We start from the raw sequence: 24,161 nt of genomic DNA on the forward strand, positions 1-24,161 counted from the left end.
TTTTCAAGTAATGGACTTTACTGTAATTTAAAAACTAAATGTTGGCTTCAAATCTCCCTTATATGGCTCATGCTCTACAATGATTGTGATATCATTGCCATCTGCATCCTTACCTACACGCTTATAAGTAAACTTGTCATCGTTTAATTCAGTAAGTTCCAACGCTGCATCGTATTTATTATCACCTATCGATACATGTGCGCGAATTTTATTGTCATGAATGACATCAAAGTAACCGTAATCTCCACGACTTTCTCCTGTTTCGGTATTAAAGAATTCGTATTTATTCGTGTCCTCTTCAAATTTTGCGACACTCAAAAAATTCGCATTATACTGCGTGACATCATTACCTTTTTCATCCAGTACTTTTGTTCCGTGCCATAATGTTTTACCAAGAATTTCATCTCCATCTACACGCGTATTAATATCTCCTGTAGAAGTAGTTAACTTTTGAGTTTGTGTAGTGAAGGCTAAATCATTTTCATATGGTATATGCTCCACAAACACTTCTATGTCATTACCATTCCTATCTTTCCCCATACGCTTGTAAGTGAAAATTTCTTCATCTAAAGCAATAATATCGACAACGGCTTGATATTTCATCGTATCGGAAATTAAAATGCGCTTCTTACCATCATTCGTCATAAAGAATGTACCCTCATCGCCACGTGTCTTACCTGTTTTCGCATCAAAAAATTCATATCGACCTGTCTCAAAATCGTATTTTGCTAAACCGATAAATCCAGCATTCTCCTTAGTTAAATCATTGTTATCTTTGTCGTAAACACGTGTACCTTGCCAATTTGTACTGCTTAATATTTTCGCCATTGTTTGGCCATTTGTAAGTTGTTGCTCAGCTTTATTGGTTTCCGCCTGTTCATTTTGCACGACTGAATTGTCGGTCTCATTTTTCACTATATCAGTGCATGCCGTTAATATTGTGACTGAACTAAAAATAGCGAGTGTTGCGAATTTAAATTTGTTATTCATAAAATATTCTCTCCCTTATCATTTGCTTATACTTAATTATGAGGCCCAGTTCTAAACTGCATATATCGCAAATATAAACAAAATATAAATTCGAGAAAAAACGCATAATGCGCTAAACATTATGCGTTCGTATAGGTGAAATTTAACGATAAATAAGAAGGCGTATTTTAGGGTGCTTCTCAAAAATCAGCTTATAGAAAGGCAAAACTCGCCACTATAATTGGCGAGTTTTTTTGTTATTTATCCAGTTTTTCATAACGAAGCATAGCGAGTTGACCTAACTTTTCAACTTTGGTTAACCTATATTTTTGAGTAATATCATCCCCATTATAAAGGGAGATTCCAGTCCCCAAAATAATAGGTGCAATGGCTAGTTGGAATTCATCAATTAAATTTTCCTTAAAAAACTCGCGGGCTAAGTTTCCTCCACCAATTAACCATATATCTTTACCAGGCTGTTGTTTTAAATTGTTAATGAAAGTTTCGACATCTTCATTAATAAATGAAGCATATTCATCTGAACCACTGACAGATTTAGAAAACACATAGTTTGTATAATCACTATAAGGATAATCCATTTCAAATCCACGAATGATATCATATGTTCCTTTTCCCATAACAACAGTATCAATTCTTTTTAGAAGGGAATTGTAACCGGAATCGCCTTCAACTTCCGTAGACTCTAACCACTCTAATGTTCCATCATCTTTTGCAATATAGCCATCTATCGAAGTACCTATATATAAAATAACGTTACGTCTTTTTTCCATATAAATCCCTATTCCTTTGTTTCAGTAGATAAAATTAAGTATACCTGTTATTCATTAAGACTACACTACTCTTTTAAAAAAACGCACTTACTTTTGATACAGTTCTCCATATTGAATCTAAGTGCGGTTTTCATTACCTTTTATCTTCTTATAAACATTCGTTACAATTAACTAAAATACTTAAAGTGATAGGTGCAATGTACATGAACTTAGAAATTGGTTACTTACCTAAAAAATACTTCAATAGGCTTCCATCAGATGGTGGCTATCCATTTTATGTTTCGAAAAATGTTAAATATGCTTTAAATATTGGACCTATGTACTATCCTGATATACCTGACGAACAACTGGTATTATTTAAAGAAAGTCTTTCAAGCTATCCATTCTATTATTTTTTTGAGCTAGGTCATGAAGATGAAATCTATCCAGAAATACATCAAAACTTGATTGCAACTGAAATTGTTTTAGAAAAGGTTCGTCAATGTCCAACAAATGATTTTTTTCTAGTGACAATTAATAATCGAGAACAATTACTTCAATTCTTGCCTTGTATGTTTTGGCAACATAATTTTAATATGAGTACGCTCTGGTCAAATAATAAACATGCGTTCATATTTGAAGAAAAAACATGGGAATATAATGAGATTAGAGATACGGTCTGCTTAAAATTTGATCAACCGACCTCTATCTTTTGGTTAGGTCATGATTTTATGGGGACAGATATTTTTTCGAATGAAGAAAAGTTTTCGAGCATTGAGCAAACAATCCATCTTTTCCCGGATTTTATTACCATAGAAATCGTCGAATTTGAATGATTACTATCCCTCCTAAACTGTTGAAACTACAACAATTTAGGGTGTCAAATTATTCTTTAATCTTTATTCTAAAAATTTAATAGGCGAAATATCATATAGCAAGACAATAGTAAAGGGGGGGACACGTTTGAAAAATTTTTTTCGCGCGGTACCATTATCTTTACAGCATTTGTTAGCAATGTTTGGTGCAACAGTTTTGGTTCCAGCACTAACCGGTCTTGATCCAGGAAGTGCACTTATTGCCAGCGGTTTAGGAACCTTGATTTTCCATCTTATTACACGTGGAAAGGTTCCTACGTATCTAGGTTCATCCTTCGCTTTTATTGCTCCGCTAGCATTATATGTGGGGGAGTTAAAGTCACCAGGTCAAGCAGTTGCAGGTCTTATCAGCGTTTCCATTGTTTATGCCATTGTATCTATTATCATTTCAGCTGTCGGTTTTGAAAAAGTCCGAAAAGTAATTCCTGCAGTTGTCGTAGGACCGGTTGTAAGTATAATCGGTCTTTCGCTGGCAACCACTGCGGTGACCAACATGGCTTCTACCCAATGGGATGTCGCTATCGTCAGCCTTCTTGCGGCGATCATTGCTACGCTTGCAGGAACTAGGATGATCCGCCTCTTCCCGCTCTTAATTGGTCTTGCAATAGGGTATGCTTATGCTGCGATGCGTGGATTTGTTGATTTTGATACCATCGCCAGCGCACCTGCCTTTGCTCTTCCACATTTCGTCATGCCGGAATTCACATGGGTTGTGATCCTCGGAATGGCGCCGATTGCCTTAGTTACCATCATCGAAGACCTTGGACATATGTTTGTACTAAATGAGATTACTGGAAAAGACGTGACTAAGGATCCTGGATTTTCAAGAATCCTATGGGGGAATGGCCTTGCAACATTAATCTCCGGCTTCATCGGTGGACCTGCACAAACTACTTACGCGGAAAATCTCGGGGTTCTAGCCATCACACGCCAGTTTTCAAGTAGGATTATTCAGGGTGCTGCTGTTCTTGCGATTCTTCTTGGTTTGTTCGGTAAAGTTGGAGCTGTTATCCAATCCATTCCAGTTGCAGTGATGGGCGGCATATGTATCTTGTTGTTTGGTATGATCGCAGGAATGGGGATCCGTCACATCATTGAAGAAAATGTTAGTCTGGCTAATATGAAAAATTTAGTCATCGTCGCAATTATCTTTATCATCGGAGTTGGTTATGCCCACGGTATCGCCTACGCCACAATTGCCGGATTGCTCATCCATTGGTTCGTACCTAATTTTACGACAAAGAACGAAAATTAGAATAAAAAGGCCATTCCAGAGCACTTTTAGCGGAATGGCTTTTTATAAGGCAACAACTCGGTAACCGCACTTACTTACGATACGGTTCACCGTAACATGTGTAAGTGCGGTTTTTAATCTCTAATTCTATGCTAATTTTAAATTATATCTTTTCGCTCTTATAATTAAAAATGAAGGTCGACGAAATTCTCTATTAAGACTTGATAAATTACACACTGCTTCTTTAGTTGGTATTGGCTCAATTAAGTCGCCGCTGCTGAGGAAGCAGCAGCGTGGTCAGCCTTTACACAATCAATTGCGACAACGAGCGCAATGATGATAGCTTCCATCTCTTCATTCAATATTTGTACCTTGTAGCTATCGCCCCAAGTGAACCACTCCTTGTTCACTTTACCGACGACTTCACCATGCTGTAAGATTTGAAAATCCATATCCCACCAGTTACCTTCTACCTCAATGCCTGCCGCATCAATTGTATAGCGTGCTTTAAAGAAAGAAAACTCCTTCTTAATCGTTAACACCTCTTGACCGTTTACATCAACAAAAAAAATCGGTAAAAAGCTGAACACCTTTTTCGTAATAAGCGCGACCTCATCTCTTGCTGCATTCATAATGGAGAACGTTTTTGGAATTTGCATAAAACTGCCCTCCACGTAATAAACATCCTTCTCCTGCTGATCCTTTACCGTAAATTTTCCACTTAAACTGAATACCTTCTGCTTTATATAAAATTGCTTCATACTACGCCTCCTTTTTAATAGCATATTACTAAAACCGTTTTTATCATAGACAATAATTACAGAAGTGGGTTTTATATGTATAATTTTCAATGAAATTTGCCTAGGAGAAAATATATATATTCACCATATAAATAACTCTTTTACTTGTAACATGGAAATAAAGCCTATTCAAGACTGCTATATCTTAAATAGGCTGGCTTATTGTTTTTTTACAGAGAAAACGTACTTACTTATGATACGGTTCCCCGTAATGTATCTAAATAAGGTTCGGTACATTTTCTTTTAAAACCAATTCGCTGATTAACTCGCTGGGATGTAAAAACTATAGGCTCTGTTAAACACAATGGTTGATTTTATTAGAATCCATTGAAAAGCTAGTTTCGTCTCTTCTTTTAAAATCAACACAAGCTCCAAGATAATGATAAACAATCAAATACACAGAGTATTATAATATTAAAAAAGTATAAGTTAAATAGTAAGTAAAGAATTTATTGAATTTAATCCATCAAGTACTTGTTTAACTTCAATATTTTTCGACCAATCTTCATCTTCGATTTCTACACCATTATTAACTACAAGCCATAAGTTAAGCTATGGCTGTGCAGCCGCTCTACTAAAACCTATTAACTCTTACTCCTCAAGGTGAATCATATTTACCATTCCTACAAATTGAACCTTCTTTGGCTTTCTAATATGGGCTTCCTTTACTGCTGGTTAAACAAAGTACTATCCCGGCTGGCGGTGTTTGGGGAGATGCTGGACAGCTTGTTTCTTTCACTCCACTTATCTGGTTTTCAAATACTACAACAGTAGATGACTTTTTTGATAGCGTACAATGGTACGAATCCTTACAAAACTGGACAGGACAAGTTCGAAGTGGTTTCTTCATTCAGATACAACCTGAATACAAATATACTTGTGATAAATAAGCAACGAAAAAAAGGAAACTTTGAGAAATGAAGTTCAAAGTCTCCTTAGAATATCAGCATGCTATCTAGTTCTTATTGAAAAGTAGCCAAAGGTTTGTCCTCTATGCTTATTTCAATTTAACCCCTTAACCCCTGTAGAAATCTCTTACTTTACTAGACCGTGTGGGTCGATGACGAATTTTCTGGCAGCCCCTTTATCAAAATCTTGATATGCCTTTGGAGCTTCTTCTAATGATATTACTGTAGCATTAACAGCTTTCGCAATTTGAGCTCTTCCACTCAAAATTGCCGCCATTAAATCGCGATGATATTTCATAACAGGTGTTTGACCAGTTACAAAAGTATGTGCTTTAGCCCATCCTAAGCCAAGACGAATTTTTAACGTACCAAATTTTGCATCCTCATCAATTCCACCTGGGTCCCCGGTTACGTAAAGACCCGGTATACCTAAACGTCCTCCAGCACGTGTTATTTGCATAATAGAATTTAAAACAGTAGCAGGTGCTTCAACTGCATTAGCACCATGTGCAGATGCTTCAAATCCTACACAATCTACAGCACAATCTACTTCAGGTGCTCCAAGTATTTGGTCGATTTGCTCTCCTAGGTTTGAATGATTTCGTAAATTGACTGTTTCGCAACCAAAGCTTCTAGCTTGAGCTAACCTTTCTTCATTTAAATCTCCTACAATTACTACAGCGGCTCCTAGTAACTGAGCTGAATGAGCAGCAGCGAGACCAACTGGACCTGCACCTGCGATATACACAGTTGATCCCGGTTTCACACCTGCACTTACGGCACCATGATATCCAGTTGGAAATATATCTGAAAGCATTGTTAAATCTCTAATTTTCTCCATTGCTTGGTCTTTATCAGGAAATTTTAATAATTGGAAGTCGGCATATGGCACCATTACATACTCAGATTGTCCTCCAACCCATCCTCCCATATCGACATAACCATATGCTGAACCAGGACGATCTGGATTTACATTCTCACAAATATGAGTATCCCGCTCCTTACAGCTACGGCACCGACCGCAAGCTATATTAAATGGAACAGAAACTAAATCACCTTTTTTAATAAATTCAACATCTCGGCCTACTTCAATCACTTCTCCTGTAATCTCGTGGCCTAGAACTAATCCTGTCGGAGCTGTAGTTCTCCCCCTCACCATATGCTGATCGCTTCCACAAATATTAGTTGTTACTACCTTTAAAATAACACCATGATCACATTTGCGTCCTACATTAAGTGGATTTACCCCTGGTCCATCTCGTAAAACCAAATCAGGAAAACCAATATCTTGCACTTCTACTTTTCCGGAGCCCATATAGGCCACAGCTCTATTTCCAAACACTTGCAATTCCTCCCCTATATCATAAATTCATTCAATCTATATATATGGCCACTTTGTCCTAATCATTACTATGAAAAATAATATTCGTTCGTTCAAATTATTCATTTCTTGTTTAACGAAATGGCTCTATCTCTCACGTCTATTTCTCTACTTTACAATTGAATTCACCCATTTCAATTAAGTAGAGATTTTTTTCCTTGCAAACTGCATATGAACTAAAAGAAGAGAGTTAGTCCATAAAGAACTGACTCTCTTCTTTTAGTTCATACTATTAGGTCTATTTTTTCTATTTAATCAACGCTCCATTAAATGAATAGAATCTCACTTACTTTTATCATAAAATCCACAATTAGTTTAAAATCTTCAAATCAGTATTAATATCGAACCCAAGCCTGAACCGCTGCCTAATGAAACAACTATGTCTAACAATAAAATGTGTATCTTTTTATGTCTCTTTTATATTTTCCACTTGTACTTTAAAGGAATCTGCATAAAGCCCATTGTTTTTTTATAGTTTAAGTCGATAAGTATTACTTACATTTAGCAATATCAATTTATATTTCCTTAGTTTCTTCTTTAAGCCATACTCTCTCTTCTTCATTTAAATAAGGACCTAGTTTTGTGTATACCTCTTGATGATAATTGTTTAACCATTGCTTTTCACTTTCTGTTAACATCTCTTTATTTATACCGGCTAAATCAATAGGGCAATACGTGATTGCTTCAAACTTCATAAATTGACCAAACTCTGTTTTCTCGTCTTCAACTACTAACATCATATTTTCAATTCTAATTCCATATTTACCCTCGAGGTATATTCCTGGTTCATTTGTAATAATCATGCCTTTTTCTAAAATAACATTATTATTATCATTCCTTATGCTTTGTGGTCCTTCATGAACATTTAAGAAAAAACCTACCCCATGTCCAGTCCCGCATTTATAGTCCAAACCATACTGCCAAATTGGTTGTCTTGCTAAAACATCTAGGTTTGAGCCTGTTGCTCCGTATAAATATTTTACTGAGCTTAAAGCAATAAACCCTTTTAACACTAAAGTAAAATCTCTTTTTTGTTCATCGCTAAGTCTTCCTAAAACAATCGTTCTTGTAATATCTGTTGTTCCATCATAATACTGTCCACCTGAATCAATTAAAAAAAGACCTTCATTCTTGAGCGTATATTGGGTTTCTTTATTAGCTTTATAATGCATCATCGCAGCATGTTCTTTATAACCTGCTATCGTATCAAAGCTAGGTCCAACAAATCCTTCCTGCTCCCTTCTGAAATCTTCTAATCTTTCTTCTGCAATAATCTCTGAAATTTCTGTTTTATCTACAGAGTTTTTTAGCCATTTAATAAATTTCACCATGGCTAAACCATCTTTTATTTCACACCATTTTAAATTTTTTATCTCAACTTCATTTTTAATAGCTTTCAAATTAGTTGTGATGTTAGGGCTTTCAATTTTCTTTGTACTGCTGTTAATGGCATTATATAATCTGATATTTGTTTTATTTGTATCTAGAATAACAGCATCTCCGTTTGAAAGATTTCCTAATAATGTTTGTATTTCAGCGCTCGCTTTTAACTCAATTCCCTCAGCTTCCAGTTCTAATTTAATCATAGGGGAAACCTTGCAAGAATCAATAAATAAGTAACATTTATGTTCTGCTATGATTACATTAGCTGTTGCAATTGGATTGTTAGGCACATCCGCCCCTCTTATATTCAAAAGCCATGCAATGTCATCAAGAGAAGTTAAAATATAATAATTTGCTCCTTTATTTTTCATTTCTTCTCTTACTTCATTTAATTTTTCTACTCGTGATTTGCCTGCATATTTTACGTCATGCGTAAAAATTGGTCCTTTAGGAATCTCCGGTCTATCTTCCCACAGATCACCTATTAAATCTTTATTCATTTTTAATTCGATTCCCTTTGCTTTTAAATCCTTTTCCATCTTTTTAACCATATCAATCGAAAAAACGTTTCCATCAAAGCCCACATTGCTTCCTTCTTTAAGAACATCTGCCAGCCATTCTGTATAAGATGGTACCCCTGGGTCCATCATTCTAAATAATCTGATCCCTGAGCTCTCAAGCTGCTTTTCAGCTTGAATATAGTATCTGCCATCTGTCCATAAACCAGCATCCTCTAATGTAATAACTACAGTACCTGCAGACCCTGTAAATCCTGATATCCATTGTCTACATTTCCAATGTTCTGCTACATATTCACCCTGATGTGCATCAAAGCTGGGAATTATATAAGCATCCATTTGATTTTCTTTCATTAGCTGTCTTAACTTTTCGACCCTGATATTCATTACTAATACCTCCATTTTCTTTAAGACTAAATTCTTTACTTTCACGCTCATACAGCCATACAGCTAATACTATACTAATTATTCCGGCCGTAAGCTTCGATATTATAAATGCGCCTATCATTTCTGGTGCTACTCCTGACACAAAACCAAGTTGACCACCAAATACAAAAGCTCCACTTACTCCAAAGGCAGTACATACCACTTTTCCTTTAGGATTCATTTCCTTAAATGTTCCAAATATCAACAAATTACTAGCTAAGCTTCCTAGTATGCCTGCTACTGAGGCTGAATTAATTCCAAACTTCTCCCCTATTTTTTCAAAAATATTTTTAAAAATTCGATTAATAAGTGCTAGCATGGGATATGCTCCACCTAAAACAAGTGCAACCTTGACTACTATAACAGTAGATTCAGAAAGTGGTGCTAATCCTGAGACAAGCCTTACACCAAATATCACATTTATACCTTGTAAAAGTAATCCAACAGTACTCAAACTCACTATGAGCTTTCCAAATACATTAAAAACTTTTATAAAAACATGAGGAACTTTTAATAATCCTGCCCCTAAAATAATGGAGAAAAAAAATATCGGGACCAGATTCAAAGCTAATATATTGATATTTATTTTTTGCCATAATCCTGCTGCCAGACATCCTATTGGTATAGTAATAATTCCAACCAATACACCTTTAGAAAAATATTTTTCATCCTCTTTAGAAAGCATCCCTAATGCGACAGGTATTGAAAAACTGATTGTGGCTCCTAAAGTAGATGCAATGATAATTCCTGAAAATGCCCCCATTTCTTCAGACAATGCTAGCTTATTAGCCATTTGGTAGCCACCCATATCTACAGCTAAAAATGCTGCCGGAACTATAGAGGGATCTAGATGAAAAACTCTACAGATTGGAATAATCGCAGCAGATAAAAAATTTGTAAATATGGGAACTAAAGAAATTATTCCTATCATACCAAGCCCTAAAGTCCCCATGGTCTTTATGCCTTCCTCAAATTTCCCACCCAGCTTCAAATGATTTCCGGTAATATAATCAATAGCTCCAATTACAAAAAAAGAACCAATTAGATATAGTATCAATTTATCCATTGTTTTTATCACTTTCTAATTACTTTGTATAATGTCTTCACTAGTCAGCATCTGTATTATCAAATCCTCTATTGTACATATAATTAGGCGTATTAACAGCTATAAGCTTGACCTTTTTATTAGTGTAATTTGCCCAATTATGTGCAATACTTGATTCCATATGAACGCTGTCACCAGGATATACTTCATACCTCTTATCATTTATGTAAATTGTTAATATACCCTCTAAAACATAAATGAACTCTTCTCCCTCATGTTTATAGGATAATATTTCTTCATCTTTCTTTTGAGGAAGAATTTCTATAAGCCTTGGAACAAGTTGTTTATTTTCCAGATCTGTACTTAAACTATACTTAATAAAACCTCCTTCTACTGAATCCATTAGTTCTTGTTCAAAACTTTTCAGAATCATATCTTTCCTTTTACGTGGGTAATCGAAAAAATGTGTTAAATGCACCCCCAAAGCTTCAGCTAGTTTTTCAAGTGAATCAACTGCTATGGTAGTAAGTCCCCTTTCTAATTGGGAAATAAAACCAACAGATAGTTCACTTTTTTCACTTAACTCTTTCAAAGTAATACCTTTTTCAGTCCTCAATTTCTTTATTTCCATTCCAATATTCATCACTTCACCTCCAATTTCATTATTATGAAAAATATAATACATATTATAGCAATAAACAATATTTGATGAAAAAAAATTCATATTAATGAAAATATTTTTAACATTATCTTATATTCTCTCAAGGAAAGTCCGCATAATTACACCCTATATCACAAAAAAGACGCATGATCTATTAGATCTATGCGCCTACATTGATAAATAAAAAATATGTAAAAGTATTATCTTATTGTACCTCGCTCAACTAAAGTACCCATAGCTCGCTGGAAAGTAAAGTTTCAGTCTGCCTACAATTTGATCAACTGACCTCCATCTTCTGATTAGGTTATGATTTTTTCGAGGTATATCTTTTAAACGAGGCAAAAATTTTAAAAATCAAAACCATTTTCTAAATTTAATTTACTCAAATAAAAATTATTTGAATATGATTCCTTTTAAAAATAACCTCACTTACTTGTGATAAGGTTCATCGTAATGTATCTAAATGAGATTTGCATTGAATATTGCTTTAATTGTAATGCTCATTTCCACCTCTCTAATTTGTGAAAGTTTTTTACAAACATTACTGCAAAAAACTTAAAGTCTTTACGATGAAGGCTGAAGATAGTTTGTATTGATATAATTGAAAGTCCGAACTAACATCTTTTCATCTGAATCTTCATCAGCATTTTTATAAAGTTTCACACCTTCTCGTTCTCCATTGAAGTTTCTGAATCCCTCAACATAAGCTACATTGCCATCTTTAGAGTTTTCTATCGTCATATTCTTATTAGTAAAGGCAAACATCTGGAAATCCTTCATCCCAAAAAAGAATACTGGATAATCAACTTTCTCATAAAAATCGACATATTTAACGTCATCAGCTTCAACAAAGGCTTCCCTTGTAACGATTAATGCATCAAATTTTTTATTATCTTTACTGATTTTTCCCAACTCTACATACTCATATTGAACATTACCTACATCAGGCAAAAGAGAACTCCCTACTACACCGATTTTTAAAATTTCTCCTTGGTATTCATCTTCTATTAAATTTTCATCTCTATCATTAGAAATATTATTGCATCCGCATAATAAAATAATAATAGTTAAAAGTAATATGCCCTTTTTCAATGTAATTCTCCTAATGTTTTATAAATCTTTTTGACTCTTTTTAATTGTGGTGCTGTTAGGTATTTTTCTCTTTTTCGTAACACATTCAATAATTCCTCTTTATTTTCATCTGTTACGGCTAAAAGCGTACTTTCCGAGTGCTGTGGAATTTCCTTTGGTCTGCAATTCTCAAGGTGATGGAGTAACATTGGAAAAATCACATCATTGTTTTCCTTACTGACAGCTGCTAGCTTCGCAAGAGTTAGGACACCTTTATCAATTGTAATAACTGAACCAACTTTCATAGCACTTTTTAATATGTCAAGATGAGCCATAATGGTTTCTGATGCTCCCTCGGCAATCGTTGCTAATGCCGTCATTCCGCCCCAGACCATACGATTATTACGGCTTTTTAGCAACTCTATAAAAGTCAGGACATACTTACTTATGAGTTCTGGTTTAACTTGCCCAATTTCGTACGCTACTTTAATACAATCGTATTGAATCTTTTTATCTTTGCAAGTCAGGTTTTCAATTATTTCTTCTATGCCCGTATAATTTTCTTCATTAGCTAATTTATGTGCCAGCTCAATATTTGGCTCTTCATCATTTCGACTTAGTTGAGAAGCAAACAGGTTCACAACTGACATGATTATCCCTCATTTATTTAATTTATTTTATGTATATACATTATCACATTTAACCCTTAACAAATCTGTTAACGAAATAAATTTAACCTCTTCATTTTTACAAATACTAATTATGTTACTTATTCTATTTGAATGGTTTGCTTCTGTTGATAAAACTAGACTTTTCACTGTCTTTTTTCCATTAAACCTAAGAACATACTTTAGATAAGGTATCTTCATCTAGGAGATAGTATCGTTTAATATTAGCAATATTATTGCAATATAATTGACATAGCCGTAAACGAATTAACATCTCCTTGTTCTTTTTCTCAGAAAAATCTATGTTACGATTATTTTAAATTAGCAACCAAGAACATGGAGGATAAAAAAATGCTTAAAAAAATTATATCAATTGTACCAGTTGCAATGCTCTCGGTAACTTTTAGTGCTAATGCTCAAGCTGCTACGATTACCGTACAAAAAGGAGATACCCTTTGGGATCTATCACGTGCAAATAATACATCTGTAGAAAATATCCAAACGTTGAATCATCTTACTACCGACCTTATTCACCCCGGGGATGTCCTAACCATTGCACAGCAAAAACAATATACCGTTAAACAAGGTGATACATTATGGGACATAGCCCTAGATCATCAAGTAACAGTTTCGCAAATTAAAGAATGGAACCAATTACAGACTGATTTCATTCATCCAGGTTTAAAATTATTCATCTTTGATGGTTTGAAAACTAGTAATACGGCTGTAACTGAAAAACCAATAATGCCTGCAGCAAATGAATCAAAGGGAACTACAACTTCAGCTGCCGCACCATCAACAAATAAAACAGCTTCAAAGGATCATACACCTGAAGCAACTGCTCCATCAACAAGTAAGACTGCTGCAAAGGTTCATACACCTGAAGCAACTGCTCCATCGACAAGTAATACCGCTTCAAAGGTTCATACACCTGAAGCAACCGCTCCATCAACAAGTAAGACTGCTGCAAAGGTTCATACACCTGAAGCAACCGCTCCATCAACAAGTAAGACTGCTGCAAAGGAGATTACAGTGGAAGCTTCAGCCTATACGGCTTCATGTGAGGGATGTACCGGTATTACCGCTACTGGAATCAACCTTAAAACAAACCCAAATGCAAAGGTCATCTCAGTTGACCCAGCTATCATTCCACTTGGTAGTAAAGTTTATGTAGAAGGCTATGGTGAAGCGATCGCAGGAGATACTGGCGGAGCCATTAAAGGGAATCGAATCGATGTCTTTATTCCTTCTCAACAGGATGCAATCAATTTTGGAGTAAAAAAATTAAAGGTCACAATATTAAACTAATATATCTATTTCAGCCTATCCTTAGGATTTCTATACATGTACAAAAAGATGACTTAAAACCTTATAATAAGCAAAAAAAAGAACCAGATTGGGTTCTTTTTTGCTTATTTTTTCAGCCTTTCCAATCTAACGAGCCAAGGAAACTCCTTGCAGCATAGTAGATTCTGCTCCATTGTGGAACATAACTCAACCTCTGTCTCTTGCCCTCTGTGTATCTCTTATATTCTTTTGAACCGTTATAGCTGCAAATAAACTAAGGACAAATGCCATACTAAAAAATCCTTTTTCGCTTAAAATAATACTTCCTGCATTGTATAAACCGATGGCCATTAATGCAATAGATACAATAAGTGCGAACCAACTAATGCCATAATAAATATTAGTAACAGGTATTCCCTCATCTTTATCTCTAACTGCCTTTTGTAAAGATATCGCCGAATAAAGTCCGAATACTAAAACTGCAAAGTAAAATCCTTTTTCGTTCAATTGCATAGTTGCGTTAAACAAACCTATAAGATAAGACGCAACACCTACTAATAGAGCTGCCCACGAAGCCCCTTTGAAGGCTGAAGTCGGTTCTCCTTCTTTCCTTTCTTCTTTCCTGTCTACTTTCCTTTCTTCTTTCACTTTTAAATCATTTCGTTTTTCTTCATCCAATAAAACTTCATTATCATTGGACATTCAATTTTTCGCCTCCAACTTTTAATCTAATAAAAATGGAGCACCAGAGTCACTATAGTGCACCTTCTTTGCAAAACTAACCTGTCAATAAGTTGAACGATAAATAAAGATCTTCGTTATTAAAGTATATGCTCATTAGCATGAATAACATAACTTCACAACCATTAGGTTTCCGCGGTCTATTATGCCTCGTCCGGAATCGTCTTTGCGCTTAGGCCTGCATGAGATATGAGTGTAAATCTTAAATAAGTTGTACTAACTCTGGATTTAATACAACTTTATGATACCTCCAACAATCAGAGTATTCTGTACCAATTTCGTGGTCATTCAAGCAAACCCTGTTCATTCCATCACAGCCGTCAAGACCACAACAACCATTTAACCTACTGCTATCTGAATGCCGGTTTGAATTAATTAAATCCTTGATGTTGATAATGATAGAACTTTTTAATAATTCGTAAGCTGTTTCCTGTTGAATTAAATAAAAGCCTCTAGGAATATAATCTTGACCATCGTTTTCATTAATCAAATTCAGGTCTTTTAATTCCGCCAATGGTTCAGAAATTTCTAAATTACATGCTTTACAAATCAGTTTCAACTTATCATTTCCTCCTTTTATATGAATATGTGTTCCAGTCAATGCTAAAATCGGTTTCACCTTAACCATCCATGTGAATAGCAAAACTAGCGCTACACAACAGACAATAAAAGATTATTACGTTCTTTCATGAGAGAAAAAGAGCTGACTATGCAACTCAATGATCTTTAATCAACGCACCCTTTAGTTGGACATGTAATCTATCTATAATCTTTTAGTCCACTTTCAAAAGCCTGTCTATCGTCATTCTCAATCCCGTGCAAGGTTTCTTGTAAAGCAAATGTACTTTTATAAAAATTAACTCGTTCAGATATTTCATTACCGTTAGGATATAGGTTAATACACATTTCAAAAAATTCTTCACCATAGCTAGAGAGTATGCCAGCAAAGTCATATGCTGGATCTCCTAAACCAGAACCACCGAAATCTATTATCCCTGAAATCATACTTGTTTCTGGATTCCACAAAATGTTAGATGCTCCGAAATCTCCGTGTATAAGTGTTATATCTAAATTTGAGAATGCTTTCCCTTTTAAGAACGTTTCAAAGGATTGTGATATTTCCTTTTGAGCGTCTTTTCTGATAAAAGGAAATAATGTATTTTGAATCTTATCATACAGGTTATACATCTCTTCACTAGGATTACGTACCTTTAGTTTCAAATCTCGACTTGCTTTTTCTCCTGAAATTGAATGGAGTTCTACAAGAAAAGAAACAAGTTGATTTGCCAACCTCTTCACCAATTCAACACTCTTAACATTGGTTAAACTTTCCTTCCACAAAGGAACACCATCTATAAGTTTATAGCCAGTGAAGACCTTACCTGGTTCTACCTCTTCAAAAGACTGATAAATCGGATTCGGAATAGGAGTGGAAACGATCCCTTTAATATATTTCAAAATTTCCGTCTCTCTTCTTAATTGAATGATGCCATTTTTATATTTTGGAAATCTAAAAACCAAAGATTTGTTAACAATTAACACATCATTATTCTGTCCAATTTCATTAAGATAAAAGTCTTCAATGGAAAGGTCAGAATAACAGGATTGAATGTTTTCAATAAAGTTATTATTCATTTAGAAATACCCCTTTGGTCTCTTTCAATTGTTTTGATTCCTAAACTCTTGTTGAACTATCCTGCGCAGTTAGTTTAACTACATTTCTTCACAAAATTCAAATTCATTTTAACATAAATATCCAATAAAAAAATCACCTCTAAGGAACGAGGTGATTTTTATCAATCTTACTTATTTAAGAAGCTACACACTGCCCTAGTAGCCAAAAGCAAATAATGGTATTCAATTTTAAGAAGCATCTTCAAACTGACTATTATATAGATCCGCATAGAATCCTTTTTCTGCAATCAGTTCTTCATGATTACCACTTTCAATGATGTCTCCGTCTTTCATAACTAAAATCAAATCGGCGTTTTTAATTGTTGAAAGTCTATGCGCAATAACAAATGATGTTCTACCCACCATCAATTTATCCATTGCTTTTTGTATAAGCGCTTCAGTACGCGTATCAACGGAACTAGTAGCTTCATCTAAGATAAGCAATGGAGCTTTTTTAACCATTGCCCTTGCAATCGTAATAAGCTGTTTTTGTCCTACAGATAAACTTGTATTATCATTTAAAACTGTATCATAACCTTTTGGTAATGTTTTTATAAAGTGATGCAAACCGACCGCCTTACAAGCTGCTACTACTTCTTCATCGGTTACATGATCCTTGTTATAAATGATGTTTTCCTTAATGGTACCTTCGAATAGCCAAGTATCTTGCAGCACCATGCAAAATAAGTCGTGAACATTTTTACGAGTAATGGACTTAGTTGATACGTCCTCAATCATGATTTCCCCGCTATCTACTTCATAAAAACGCATTAGAAGATTAACAAGCGTTGTTTTCCCTGCCCCAGTAGGCCCAACAATTGCCACTTTTTGACCGGCTTTAATATGAGCAGAAAAATCTTTAATAATAATTTTCTCTTTCGTATATCCGAACTTAACGTTTTTAAATTCTACATTACCGTTTACATTTTTAGCATCTAAAGTGACTTTCTTATCACTTTCATCTTTAAGCTCCTCTTCTTGTAAGAACTCAAATACACGTTCGCTTGCTGCGGCAGTTGACTGCAAGCTTGTAGCTGCCTGTGCTAACTGAGACAACGGCTGCGTAAATAAGCGGATATACACCATAAATGAAACAATAACACCAAATGTAATAGAACCTTTCACCGCTAGAGCAGCACCTACTACACAAACAACAACATAACCTAAATTTCCAATAAAAATCATGAGAGGCATCATCATCCCTGACATAAACTGTGCTCGCCAAGCGCTATTAAATAGACTTTCATTGATTTCATTAAATTCTTGCGTTGCCGCTTTTTCACCGTTATAAACCTTCATGACATTATGTCCTGAATAGATTTCTTCAATATGGCCATTTATTCTACCAAGGTCTTGCTGCTGGCGTACGAAGTACTTTCTAGATTTGGATATAATAAAGGTCATAAATACAAATCCAATGAAAGTTGCAGCAATGGCAGAAAGAGCCATCGTAACATTAATATAGAACATCATAATCAAAGATCCAAAGAACATAACTCCCGCTGACACTAACGAACCAATACTTTGGTTTAGAGACTGTCCAATCATATCCACATCATTCGTCACACGGCTTAACACATCGCCGTAGGTTGTAGAGTCGAAGTATTTCAATGGTAATCTATCGATTTTGTTCGAAATATCTGTCCGTAACCTTTTGGAAACTCGCTGCGTAATAGTTGCCATAATAAACGCCTGAATATAATTGAAGATAAAACTCAACCCGTACAAAATAGCAAGTAACAGACCGATTTTTCCTATTGCAGTAATATCAATCTCACCAGTCATGCCATCCATTATTAAATCGGTAATCTCACTCAGCTTATTGGGTCCAATGATCGTGAAAATTGTTCCTACAACTGCCAATACAATTGCAAAGATGATCGCTGGTAAATAAGGTTTACAATAAGCAATCAACTTTCCCATAGGCTTTTTAAAATTCTTTGGCTTTTCTCCAGGAGCCATCATATGACCTGGACCACCGGGACCTTTTCGAGGCTTATTTTGTGTATTACTCATTTTCCAACTCCTCCTTCGATAACTGCGAATAGGCGATTTCCTGATAAGTGTTGCAAGTTTTCAATAATTCACTATGTTTCCCCATACCAACAATTTTACCTTCATCAAGAACAATGATTTTATCAGCATCTTTAATCGTTCCAATTCGCTGCGCCACAATCAAAGAAGTTGCACCTTTCGTTTCTTTTTTCAAAGTAGAACGAAGTTGACGGTCAGTTTTATAATCTAGAGCAGAGAAAGAGTCATCAAAAATAAAGATTTCTGGATTTTTATTCACAGCTCTTGCAATAGAAAGACGTTGTTTTTGTCCCCCTGAAAGATTTGTACCACCTTGTGCAACAGTCGCATCATATTCGCCATCCATTTTCTCCACAAACTCTTGCCCTTGGGCAATTTCTACCGCTTTTTTGATCTCCTCATCTGTGGATGAAGTCTGGCCGTTATCACCGTAGGCAACATTAGATTTTACCGTACCTGAAAATAATACGGCTTTCTGAGAAACGTAGCCAAGCTTATTATAAAGAGCTTCTTGTGCATATTCTTTCACATTTATGCCGTCGACTAATACCTCTCCCTCAGTCACATCGTAAAATCTTGGGATTAAATTAATTAGCGTACTCTTACCACTACCCGTAGAACCGATAAAAGCAACAGTTTCGCCTTTATGTGCTGTAAAGCTAATATCCTTTAAAACATAGTCTTCTGCATCAGGATATTTAAAACTAACATTACGCAGTTCGATTTCACCTTCGATTCCCTTAGGCGACGATTTTATTTCTCCATCAATAATTGTCTGAGGTGTATTTAGTACTTCATTAATACGTGCTGCAGATACTGCTGCTCTCGGTAGCAAAATGAATGTCATTGATAATAGCATAAATGCCATAACTACCTGCATTGCATAAGATGAAAATACGACCATATCACTAAACTTACCAATTCTATCCATACTGGCTGCATTATTAATTACATGCGCTCCAATCCAATAGATTGAAAGAGTTAAACCTGACATAATCAGACCCATCCCTGGCTGCATAAGGGCCATAAGGCGGTTCACAAAAAGATTTGTATCAGTTAAATTGTTATTTACTTTTTCAAATTTTTCTTCCTGATACCCTTGTGCGTTATAAGCATGAACAACACGAATACCAGTTAAACCTTCTCTTGTTACTCGGTTAAGATTATCTGTCAGTTTTTGAACAACTTTAAATTTCGGTAGCACAAAGATGATTAGGTTACCTATCAAAATAAGTAAGACAATGACAGCTACTCCTGTTGCCGCTGACCACTCCCAACTTTTCCCCATGATCTTCAAAATAGCCCATGTTGCAAGGATAGGAGCCTTGATCATAACTTGAAGACCCATTGCAACAGTTTGCTGTATTTGCGTTATATCATTAGTAGAACGAGTAATTAGGCTTGCGATTGAAAAACCATTAATCTCCTCCATAGAGAAAGATAGAGTTTTGTTAAATACTCCTTTTCGCAATTCCTTTGAAAGAGACGTTGCTACCCTTGCTGCAAAATAGCCCACAATGATTGCCAAAATCATACTGCCAAGGGCACATAAAAGCATCTTCCCTCCAGCTGTCCATATCTCGCTCGTTTTACTGCCCTCTGTTTGTACAAGGGTCGTAATTTTAGCCATATAATCCGGCAACTTCAAATCCAGCCAAACTTGCCCTACAATGAACACAATACTGACTACGATAAGCGTCCATTCTTTTGGTTTTAAGTATTTAAATATTTTCAACATGTTTGCAGTCCTCCTCATTTAGTTAGCATGCTAACTATTTATTAACAAAAAAATTCCAAATAGCATCTTCTTCAAGATTCAATATTCTCTTTCATAGCATCCATCACTTCAAAAAAAACTTCAAGTTTCTCTTCCGGAATACCTGTTAATAATTTTTGTTCAAGCTTTGCTCTACGAGTCATAATACTGTCGTGTATTTTCAGCGCATCTTCGGTTAAGACAATTTTTTTGAGTCTTGTATCGTATGGAACAGTTTGCCTTGTGATTAACCCATTATTTTCCATAGATTTCAGTATTCTAGATGCTGTTGATTTACGAATAGAAAATTCTCGTTCAAAATCTTTTTGAAACACATCTTTATCTTGGTTTTTGTAAAGATAACTAATCGTCCAACCGTGCATTGCAGTAAGGTTATCTCTTTCCGTTAGCGTAGTCCATGTGGTTTGATCCAATTGTCTTCTCATTAAAAGCGACAATGTACGCAACTCTAACCCAACTGATCTCCTTTTGCTCAATCTTCTACCTCCAATCCAAAATGTTAGCCTACTAACTTTAGTATTTAAATACTATTATATTGTCCCAAGTGGAGCAAGGCGTACTTAACAATTTATTCGTAAGATGCTTATGCCACTAGGTGAAAGATGGATCATGTTCAGATTTATCTTCGTATTCAGTTTGCCATATTAACTGCAAAAAATTCAACAAAAAAGCAAAACCACTTTTTAGTTATATAAATAAGTGGTTTTGCTTCCAAATTCAAGAAACTGTACACGGTGCAAAAAAACCGAAATTTCTTGTTGCTTTGAAATAAAGTATGCCTTTACTTGTCAAAATACAATGCACATTTTCGCTATTCTAAGCCTGAGTACGTGAATATATTACAGCTTTGTATTAGGAAGAAACAATTGTTTTTACTGTTAGTTAGGCATTAAACACACTACTGATCCTAAAACTGGTGAGCCGATCGTGATGACAAAGGAATCTTTAATTAACCGTTGATAAAGAACAAGGATTGTTTGAGGTAGCCCACAAAATCAAATAAAGGACAAATTACTAAAAGGAACATGTACTCGAAAAATTTGAGATCGAACGAGAATATTGGCAACAGAAGGGTATCAATTTTTTATTTTACATATCTAAATAAAAATAAGAAATAATATAAAGGAGTTCCAAAACCGTACCAGTGCTCAATATTCAATTTAGGAGGATAAGTATGTCCACATTTAATTTAGGTGACAAAGTACCCGATTTTACTCTTCCAGCAGTTAATGGAGAAGAATTCTCTTTTGTATCACATCAAAACCAACATAAAAGTTGGCATCTCATTATCTTTTTCAGAGGATCATGGTGCCCTGTTTGTCTTCATGACTTAAAAGAGCTTGAAGAAAACAAAAGTTATTTTAAAGACAAGAATGTACATCTAATTACAATCTCAACGGATCAATTGGAAAATTTAAAGAAAATGGTTGATGAGCACAATCTTACCTTTACTGTCTTAGCAGATGAAGAGTTAAAAACATTAAAAGCATATGATGTGTTTTATCACGGAGAAGAAGCACCCTATGAGGATCATGGTACGCATGGAGAGCCAGCTTATTTCCTAGTTGATGAAAATGGACAACTACTATATCAACAAAAACAAACAAGTCCATTTGGACGCCCATCATCTACTGAACTTCGCAAGATTGTCCAATATATTGGAAAGAATTTAAAGACAAATCAATAAATAAAAATATTTGATTGTGCGCAATTGTAGAGCAACATAAGTAGAAAATGATTAATCTCGAATGGATTTTTTTATTATTGTAAAAATTTGAATTCAAGTTGTATTTTTGATCAAACTTTATTTGCTATTATACGATTGACCTAAAATCTTAAAATGCGTAAAAATAAAAGGTAATCCCATCTTAGACATGACTAAGATGAGATTACCTTTTTTCTGTATGTGGAATCAATTTCGTCAGTTATAACGTGAATAGTGTAGGCAAAAAACAAATCTATTTCCATTCGTAGCTACTAACGTGAATTCGAATTTCGTAAGTTATTAATTAGATTATATTTTCATGTTTAATTCTCTATTGGGATTATAGTAATATGTAACCATTAATCAGCTTCACTAACCATCCACGTTCCAAATTCATTTAAAAACGATCACAATAGCTTTGCATCTATTATGGGTTTTATGGCATATTCAAAAGCTTATTTCGTGTCATTCGATTACCTGGATGATTTTTTATCGTTTGCCAATAGTCTGCTGCTTTTGTTCTCTTGTAAAACTTATAAAAAGGTTCTTTTTGGTGAGCAAGTTCTTTATAGATCCTAATTATTTCCTGCAAAAGATTTTCGATATCCTGAACAGGCACTTTCTTCACAAATAGCTCCCCTGCCTGTGCATTTTTCCCCATCGGAACAGCCCCTAAATACACATCAAAGCTATCTTTCTGATATACAAGCCCCATATCATCATAAACGGCATTATAGCAAGCTGATGCACAGCCATTCATATTAATGCGAATCCTGCTTGGTACTTCCAAGCCTTCAAGCTGCTGATACAGCTCCTCTGTAATCTGAGCTGCCTCCATTTTATCGCCATCACAAAAATCACAAGCCTTCATAGCTACAATCTGACCTTGCTTTGCAATATATAAGCCCGCCTTTTCCAACTTCCTTTTGGCCGTCGTTAATTCTATCGTCGGTACGGATAGTAGCATACTGTAGGACGCAGAGTATTTAATAGCGCCACTCACTCCGACTACCTCCGCAATTGTTTGAAATTGTGCTGGTGTATAATGTTTATTGATAATGCCAGGACTCACAGCAAGACGTGTATATTCACCTTCTTTGTTTAACTTAGCAAATGTTTTTTCAGGAATGTTATGGCTGAAAGCATTTATAGTCATTTTTACCCTCCTCCTATGAAAAAAGCTAGCACATGGCTAGCTCCGCTTCTTTAATGAAAGTTATCTGGATAAAATCCTTGTGCCAAAATTCGAATTGCATCAGCCGCACGAACACCTTCAGACGCTGCTGATAGTGGTAAAATAACGAAACGTCTTTTTAATACCGCTTCCGTTTCTTTTAGTGCTGGATCATTTTTTAGGAACCTAATTTTTTCAACATCAGTAGTTGAACCATAGTTAATTATAACGATAACTTCAGGGTTGCGCTCAACTACATCTTCTTTTGAAACGGTTGCCCAGCCAGACTCAACATCACCGAAAATATTTTTTCCACCTGCTATTGTCACAAGTTCATTCATAAAGTTTTGTCCAGCAGTGAAAACTTCTTTCTCACCACTATCAAATACAAGAACACGTAAATTACCCTCCTCTTGCGGAAGTTTCGTACGAATGTCCTCTACATCTTTTGTCATTTGCTCAATTAACTTTTCTCCACGCTCTTCCACGTGGAATATTTTAGCAATGTTACGGATATCGCCGAAAATATCCTCTAACTTAGGATTATTAATGCTTGAAGATGTATGTAAATAAGTGTGGATGCCAAGTGCTTCTAGTTCTTCTGGTGTTCCGACACCCTTCTCACTAAACCCGCTTTTCCAGCCTGCATATAAAAAATCTGCTCCTGCATCAATTACTTGTTCCTTTGTTGGATATTGCTCAGCTAATACCGGAACTTTTTCATACGCTGCCTGTAACGGTGGATAAATTGCATCATCTAAATATGCTGTTCCGACCATTGAATCCTCTAAGCCTAACGCTAGCATAATCTCTGTCACATGCTGATTTAAGCTAATTGCTTTTTTAGGTGCTTCCGCATAGACTTGTGTCGTATCGTTATTGTCAATCGTTACTTCCGTCGCTCCTGCTTTTGCTGGCTCGACTTGTTCAGTTTGCGATGCTGAATTCTGTTTTTCATCGCTACCACAAGCCGCTAAAACACTTAGCATTGCGATTGCAAGAACAAGCCATACGCATTTTAATATCTTCATGTCTACTTCTCCTTTTTTTGTAAAAAAAT

Annotated in this window: 21 protein-coding genes and 1 pseudogene; 5 read left to right on the plus strand and 17 right to left on the minus strand. The window is 35.3% G+C overall.

Going from position 1 to position 24,161, the window contains the following annotated elements:
* Window positions 1-27 precede the first annotated feature (27 nt).
* On the minus strand, window positions 28-990 hold the full coding sequence (locus ACZ11_RS10755) for a DUF4822 domain-containing protein (protein WP_049665957.1): 963 nt from the start codon (window positions 988-990) through the stop codon (window positions 28-30).
* A gap of 236 nt (window positions 991-1,226) precedes the next feature.
* Window positions 1,227-1,760 (minus strand): dihydrofolate reductase family protein, encoded by a 534-nt coding sequence (locus ACZ11_RS10760; protein WP_049665959.1) that lies wholly within the window; start codon window positions 1,758-1,760, stop codon window positions 1,227-1,229.
* A gap of 203 nt (window positions 1,761-1,963) precedes the next feature.
* Between ACZ11_RS10760 and ACZ11_RS10765 the strand changes: the two genes are divergently transcribed.
* Entirely contained in the window at window positions 1,964-2,575 is a 612-nt protein-coding gene (locus tag ACZ11_RS10765) for a hypothetical protein (RefSeq protein WP_049665961.1), read from the plus strand.
* Window positions 2,576-2,702: 127 nt separating this feature from the next.
* On the plus strand, window positions 2,703-3,869 hold the full coding sequence (locus ACZ11_RS10770; RefSeq protein ID WP_049665962.1) for a uracil-xanthine permease family protein: 1,167 nt from the start codon (window positions 2,703-2,705) through the stop codon (window positions 3,867-3,869).
* A 242-nt stretch (window positions 3,870-4,111) separates the two neighbouring features.
* Here the strand turns inward: ACZ11_RS10770 and ACZ11_RS10775 are convergent, their stop codons facing one another.
* The 7 genes from ACZ11_RS10775 to ACZ11_RS10805 all read right to left on the minus strand — a co-directional run bounded on the left by ACZ11_RS10775 (window position 4,112) and on the right by ACZ11_RS10805 (window position 12,691).
* Window positions 4,112-4,609 (minus strand): LURP-one-related/scramblase family protein, encoded by a 498-nt coding sequence (locus ACZ11_RS10775; RefSeq protein ID WP_049665964.1) that lies wholly within the window; start codon window positions 4,607-4,609, stop codon window positions 4,112-4,114.
* A gap of 1,074 nt (window positions 4,610-5,683) precedes the next feature.
* Window positions 5,684-6,898: a formaldehyde dehydrogenase, glutathione-independent gene (gene fdhA / locus ACZ11_RS10780; protein ID WP_049665968.1), complete on the minus strand. Its 1,215-nt coding sequence runs from the start codon at window positions 6,896-6,898 to the stop codon at window positions 5,684-5,686.
* 554 nt (window positions 6,899-7,452) lie between these two features.
* Complete coding sequence (locus ACZ11_RS10785) at window positions 7,453-9,225, minus strand: aminopeptidase P family protein (protein ID WP_049665970.1); 1,773 nt, start codon at window positions 9,223-9,225, stop codon at window positions 7,453-7,455.
* Window positions 9,149-10,330: an ethanolamine utilization protein EutH gene (gene eutH / locus ACZ11_RS10790; protein ID WP_236690837.1), complete on the minus strand. Its 1,182-nt coding sequence runs from the start codon at window positions 10,328-10,330 to the stop codon at window positions 9,149-9,151. Before eutH ends, ACZ11_RS10785 begins: the two co-directional genes overlap by 77 nt.
* Window positions 10,331-10,370: 40 nt before the next feature.
* Window positions 10,371-10,952, minus strand: a complete 582-nt coding sequence (locus ACZ11_RS10795; RefSeq protein WP_049665972.1) for a helix-turn-helix domain-containing protein — start codon at window positions 10,950-10,952, stop codon at window positions 10,371-10,373.
* 582 nt (window positions 10,953-11,534) lie between these two features.
* Entirely contained in the window at window positions 11,535-12,062 is a 528-nt protein-coding gene (locus ACZ11_RS10800) for a hypothetical protein (protein ID WP_049665974.1), read from the minus strand.
* Entirely contained in the window at window positions 12,059-12,691 is a 633-nt protein-coding gene (locus ACZ11_RS10805; RefSeq protein ID WP_049665976.1) for a hypothetical protein, read from the minus strand. Before ACZ11_RS10805 ends, ACZ11_RS10800 begins: the two co-directional genes overlap by 4 nt.
* Window positions 12,692-13,060: 369 nt before the next feature.
* On the opposite strand from ACZ11_RS10805, the gene ACZ11_RS10810 reads away from it, so the two are divergent.
* Complete coding sequence (locus ACZ11_RS10810) at window positions 13,061-14,017, plus strand: LysM peptidoglycan-binding and 3D domain-containing protein (protein ID WP_049665978.1); 957 nt, start codon at window positions 13,061-13,063, stop codon at window positions 14,015-14,017.
* A 186-nt stretch (window positions 14,018-14,203) separates the two neighbouring features.
* Here ACZ11_RS10810 and yiaA read toward each other — a convergent pair whose 3' ends face one another.
* From yiaA to ACZ11_RS10840, 6 genes are all read right to left on the minus strand, one after another.
* Window positions 14,204-14,698 (minus strand): inner membrane protein YiaA, encoded by a 495-nt coding sequence (yiaA, locus tag ACZ11_RS10815; RefSeq protein ID WP_049665980.1) that lies wholly within the window; start codon window positions 14,696-14,698, stop codon window positions 14,204-14,206.
* A 241-nt stretch (window positions 14,699-14,939) separates the two neighbouring features.
* On the minus strand, window positions 14,940-15,356 hold the full coding sequence (locus tag ACZ11_RS10820; RefSeq protein ID WP_236690838.1) for a hypothetical protein: 417 nt from the start codon (window positions 15,354-15,356) through the stop codon (window positions 14,940-14,942).
* Between the two features lie 140 nt (window positions 15,357-15,496).
* Complete coding sequence (locus ACZ11_RS10825) at window positions 15,497-16,372, minus strand: phosphotransferase family protein (protein ID WP_049665983.1); 876 nt, start codon at window positions 16,370-16,372, stop codon at window positions 15,497-15,499.
* A gap of 228 nt (window positions 16,373-16,600) precedes the next feature.
* A complete protein-coding gene (locus tag ACZ11_RS10830) occupies window positions 16,601-18,427 on the minus strand; it encodes an ABC transporter ATP-binding protein (RefSeq protein WP_049665984.1) in 1,827 nt (608 codons plus the stop codon).
* A complete protein-coding gene (locus tag ACZ11_RS10835) occupies window positions 18,420-20,183 on the minus strand; it encodes an ABC transporter ATP-binding protein (protein WP_049665986.1) in 1,764 nt (587 codons plus the stop codon). The genes ACZ11_RS10830 and ACZ11_RS10835 overlap by 8 nt, the downstream gene beginning before the upstream one ends.
* Window positions 20,184-20,254: 71 nt before the next feature.
* On the minus strand, window positions 20,255-20,698 hold the full coding sequence (locus ACZ11_RS10840) for a MarR family winged helix-turn-helix transcriptional regulator (protein ID WP_082172747.1): 444 nt from the start codon (window positions 20,696-20,698) through the stop codon (window positions 20,255-20,257).
* Between the two features lie 412 nt (window positions 20,699-21,110).
* Between ACZ11_RS10840 and ACZ11_RS27370 the strand changes: the two are divergent.
* Window positions 21,111-21,306, plus strand: a pseudogene (locus ACZ11_RS27370) (TnsA endonuclease N-terminal domain-containing protein); the annotation flags it as partial.
* A 90-nt stretch (window positions 21,307-21,396) separates the two neighbouring features.
* On the plus strand, window positions 21,397-21,909 hold the full coding sequence (locus tag ACZ11_RS10845) for a peroxiredoxin family protein (protein ID WP_049665988.1): 513 nt from the start codon (window positions 21,397-21,399) through the stop codon (window positions 21,907-21,909).
* Between the two features lie 454 nt (window positions 21,910-22,363).
* On the opposite strand, the gene ACZ11_RS10850 is transcribed toward ACZ11_RS10845, so the two are convergent.
* Window positions 22,364-23,083: a nitrite/sulfite reductase domain-containing protein gene (locus tag ACZ11_RS10850; protein WP_236690839.1), complete on the minus strand. Its 720-nt coding sequence runs from the start codon at window positions 23,081-23,083 to the stop codon at window positions 22,364-22,366.
* A 50-nt stretch (window positions 23,084-23,133) separates the two neighbouring features.
* The gene (locus tag ACZ11_RS10855; protein WP_049665991.1) at window positions 23,134-24,132 is read right to left on the minus strand and encodes an ABC transporter substrate-binding protein; all 999 of its coding nucleotides are present in this window, start codon (window positions 24,130-24,132) and stop codon (window positions 23,134-23,136) included.
* Window positions 24,133-24,161: the final 29 nt, after the last annotated feature.

It is taken from the genome of Lysinibacillus xylanilyticus, from assembly GCF_001183605.1.
Taxonomy (GTDB): Bacteria; Bacillota; Bacilli; order Bacillales_A; family Planococcaceae; genus Lysinibacillus; species Lysinibacillus xylanilyticus.